At 45.9% G+C, this 3,546-nt stretch carries 5 protein-coding genes and 1 pseudogene; 2 read left to right on the top strand and 4 right to left on the bottom strand.

Annotation, left to right across the window (positions count from 1 at the left end; genetic code table 11):
- Positions 1–287: ATP-binding cassette domain-containing protein (locus tag B2U10_RS14470; protein ID WP_290788502.1), on the bottom strand; the 287-nt coding region annotated here is incomplete at its 3' end.
- Between the two features lie 117 nt (positions 288–404).
- Complete coding sequence (locus B2U10_RS14465; RefSeq protein ID WP_056059943.1) at positions 405–1,238, bottom strand: PucR family transcriptional regulator; 834 nt, start codon at positions 1,236–1,238, stop codon at positions 405–407.
- Between the two features lie 78 nt (positions 1,239–1,316).
- Here B2U10_RS14465 and B2U10_RS14460 point away from each other — a divergent pair, with 78 nt between their 5' ends.
- Both B2U10_RS14460 and B2U10_RS14455 read left to right on the top strand, forming a co-directional pair.
- Positions 1,317–2,453: a DUF445 family protein gene (locus tag B2U10_RS14460; RefSeq protein ID WP_290788498.1), complete on the top strand. Its 1,137-nt coding sequence runs from the start codon at positions 1,317–1,319 to the stop codon at positions 2,451–2,453.
- Positions 2,454–2,473: 20 nt separating this feature from the next.
- A complete protein-coding gene (locus B2U10_RS14455) occupies positions 2,474–2,848 on the top strand; it encodes a YlbF family regulator (RefSeq protein ID WP_023467337.1) in 375 nt (124 codons plus the stop codon).
- Positions 2,849–2,901: 53 nt separating this feature from the next.
- Here B2U10_RS14455 and B2U10_RS14450 read toward each other — a convergent pair whose 3' ends face one another.
- On the bottom strand, positions 2,902–3,114 hold the full coding sequence (locus B2U10_RS14450) for a YhzD family protein (RefSeq protein ID WP_056059948.1): 213 nt from the start codon (positions 3,112–3,114) through the stop codon (positions 2,902–2,904).
- Positions 3,115–3,171: 57 nt separating this feature from the next.
- Positions 3,172–3,546: pseudogene (locus B2U10_RS14445) on the bottom strand (DNA polymerase IV); the annotation flags it as partial.

Genomic DNA, 3,546 nt, shown 5'->3' with positions numbered 1-3,546 from the left:
TTATCGAAGACGTTCATGTGTGGATACAAAGCGTAGTTTTGGAAGACCATCGCGATATCGCGATCTTTTGGCGCTACATCATTCATGCGTTTACCGTCGATGATAAAGTCTCCACCTGAGATTTCTTCAAGTCCAGCGATCATCCGGAGTGTCGTCGATTTCCCACAACCAGATGGTCCAACGAAGACGATGAATTCCTTATCTTTAATATGCAGATTGAAATCATCAACCGCTTTTGCATCACCTGAGTAGATTTTATCGATATGTTCAAGACGAATTTCAGCCATGTTGTAGTTCCCCCTAGTAAATGATGAAATAATAACGCTTACAAGAAATAGTATAAAAGAAGTCAGGTAGTCTGCCTATGGACAACCTGACTAAATGCAAACGTTTTCAATTAGGCATCATGCTACAAGTAACAAGGTATAAAGAAAAGTGGCCCCTTCAAACGACCGAACATCGATTTCTGTCTGTTCCGTTAAGCGGTCAAGTCGATACTGGAGACTGTTCCGATGTAAGTATAGATGTTTTGCTGTCAAAGAGACATTCAAGTTAGCTCGGCAAAAAGCGAGGATCGTCTCACGAGACTCTGGCTCGAGGGACAGGATGAACTGATCGACGAGTGTTGCCCTATATCGGTCATCTAGACTTGCAAGACGAGTCATGGCAGGTAAAAAACGTTCGATTTGCGTAGAGGGGACGAAGGTGAGCGCTGCTTGTTCGAGTTGAAATTGAACGGCAATGTCGCCGGTAGCACGCTGTTGACCAAGCAACACCTTACCATCAAGCACAAAATCAGATTGTAGTGCTAAAAATAAATCGTGTAGTTCTGCCTCAATAACGAATTCTTCTCGTTCGATGATCGTAAAACGATGAGTACTGAAAGGAATGAGCGTACTGGTCTGCGAAAAGAAAGAGGAGAGCAGTTGTTGGATTTCCTCACTCGTACGTTCATCAGTTGGATTAAATAAAAAGTGGACAAGTCGAAATGGTCGATCTTCCACAGCATGAGCAGATTGGAGACGTTCTCGCCATAGATCGATATCTGACCGCGACGTCGTGATGATGCGCTCGGCAAATACATCAAGCAGTTGTTGTTCACGGTCGGAGATGGCAGTCGTCTTGATCCCAAAACAAAGCCCATCTGTAAGACGATATACGCTATACTGTTCCTGGCAATACAGATTCGGATCGGTCGTAAGCTGGTCATTGAATACAGTCATCAGTTGTCGTAACACACGGCATCACTCCTAAATCGTACATAACTAACTATCTCGACTTTACCATAAGTCGAAAATCGGAAGGAATGATAACTTATGTCAGACACTTTGTTACTCGTGTTGAAGCTTGTTGGAATCGTCATCATCGGTGCCCTCATCGGAGCGATCACGAACCATTTGGCGATCCGAATGTTGTTTCGACCACTTGAACCGAAATACATTGGAAAATTTCGCGTACCATTCACGCCTGGTCTGATTCCAAAACGACGGAATGAACTGGCAGCAAATCTCGGACGGACGGTCGTCAAGCATCTCTTGACGCCAGAAGGAATCGGGAAACGTCTCGCGTCACCAGCTGTTCGTGGAGCCGTCACGCGGCTTGTCGAACAAGAAGTCATGAAATGGACACGCTCGGAAGAGACGACGGAAGCGTGGATTAGTCGATTCATCGCCGAACCGAAACAACGGATCCATGGGAAAATCAGTTATCACTTGGAGCGGGAGTTTTCGAGTCTGATGAATAAATGGCGCGAGCAATCCGTACGCGACTTGATCGGAGAAGGCGGAGAACAAAAAATCGAGGAAGTCATGCCAAGACTCGTCACATCTGTATTGCACCAAGCAGAGGTATATTTTGATGGACCTGAAGGACGTCTGCAACTGGAGGAGACTGTTGCTCGTTTTATCCAACAGCGTCTCGGAGGTGGGATGTTTGGGATGTTACTCGCGAACGTCAACGTCGTTGATATGATTCAGCCGGAGCTGAAACGGGTACTTCAATCAGAGTCGACGTCTCAATTCATTCTTGCCTTATTACGTCAGGAATGGCAAAAGGGGCTGGATCGTCCGCTGTCGTCTTATCTGACAGAAGAGACCGAGTCACGGATTCGACAGACTGTCAAAGAACAGATCATGGCACGTTTACCGATTGAATCGATGCTTGCTACACCGTTACGCGTCTGGTTGAATCCACTTGAGTCACAATTAATCGAGCAACATGTCCCTGTCATCATCGATCATCTATTCGAACGGACGACGAATCAAATCGGGCAGATCCTTCAGACGCTCGATCTCGAAACAATCGTTCGAGAAGAGGTTGATTTGCTGGACACTGCGTATCTCGAGGAAATCGTCTTATCGATTTCCAAGCGGGAATTCCGGGCTATCACTTGGCTTGGAGGGTTGTTAGGTGGTTTAATTGGATTGATACAGGCGGGGCTTTATCTCGTCTAAACAAATTGGAGGTTTTACTCATGGCAGAAACAAACTTATACGATCACGCGTACACACTGGAGCGCGCATTGCGCGAAACTTCGGAGTACACGACATTAAAAGATTTGTATACGCAAGTTAACGCAGATCCGGAATCAAACGAATTGTTCGCATCGTTCCGTAACATCCAACTCGAATTACAACAAAAACAGATGCAGGGTGAAGAAATTACACCAGACGATATGGCGTCTGCCCAAACAAAGATGCTTGAAGTCCAAAACAACCCATTGATCAGTCAGCTGATGCAAGAAGAGCAACGGATGCACACGATGTTGACGGAAGTCACACAAATCATCATGAAGCCGTTAGAAGAGCTCTATGCGCCAATGATGGAGCAACAAGACGACGTGCAATAAGTAAACAAAAGGAAGACGTGCCGATATAGCGCGTCTTCCTTTTTTAGTATGGTTTAAGATGAAGCAGGAACGATTCGTGGTAAGTAAGCGCGCTCGAAATGAATGAGACGACCTGAACGTGTAACGCGAGCTGCATGATGGGCATAACCGCTTTCATTCAAGCGCCGAATCCCTTCTTCTCGTGCCTGACCATCCGTCTCTGCTTCAAAGACGTCATCGAGTAACGTTTCACCACGATCTGAAAATACTGTAATCGTATACTGCATACTTGTTCCCCCTTGTCTGATTGGTCTTGTACTCAGTATAATGAATCGCTATTCATTTCACAAGCGTAAGTCCAAGTCCTGCCACGTCAACTGTCTCGCAGCGGGAGGAGCTGTGAGGTGACTCACCGTCATACCAATCAAGCGGATTGGTCCATCGAAGGTAATGCCATTGAACAGTTTCGTTGTTTCCTCAAGTAATCGTTCTTCGTCCGCCGTCTCTTCTGCAAACGTATGCCGTTTCGAACGTGACTGGAATGTGTCGGTCTTCCACTTGATCGTAATCGTTCGGCAGACGAGTTCTTTTTTTTGAAGACTTGCAATGACAGATTTTGATTCTCGAATCAACGTCTCAAATATCGTATCGATATCCTCGGTATCTTCTTCAAAGGTAGTCTCAGAACCAATCGATTTTCGCTCGCGTTCTGGACGAAC

The organism is Exiguobacterium sp. UBA7533, from assembly GCF_002479335.1.
Lineage (GTDB): Bacteria > Bacillota > Bacilli > Exiguobacteriales > Exiguobacteriaceae > Exiguobacterium_A.
This window is presented reverse-complemented; position numbering and strand designations above follow the sequence as displayed.

Excerpts from the sequence above, each read along its gene's own strand:
- B2U10_RS14460 (WP_290788498.1), top strand. The coding sequence starts at position 1,317 with ATGTCAGACACTTTGTTACTCGTGTTGAAGCTTGTTGGAATCGTCATC.
- B2U10_RS14455 (WP_023467337.1), top strand. The coding sequence starts at position 2,474 with ATGGCAGAAACAAACTTATACGATCACGCGTACACACTGGAGCGCGCA.
- B2U10_RS14450 (WP_056059948.1), bottom strand. The coding sequence starts at position 3,114 with ATGCAGTATACGATTACAGTATTTTCAGATCGTGGTGAAACGTTACTC.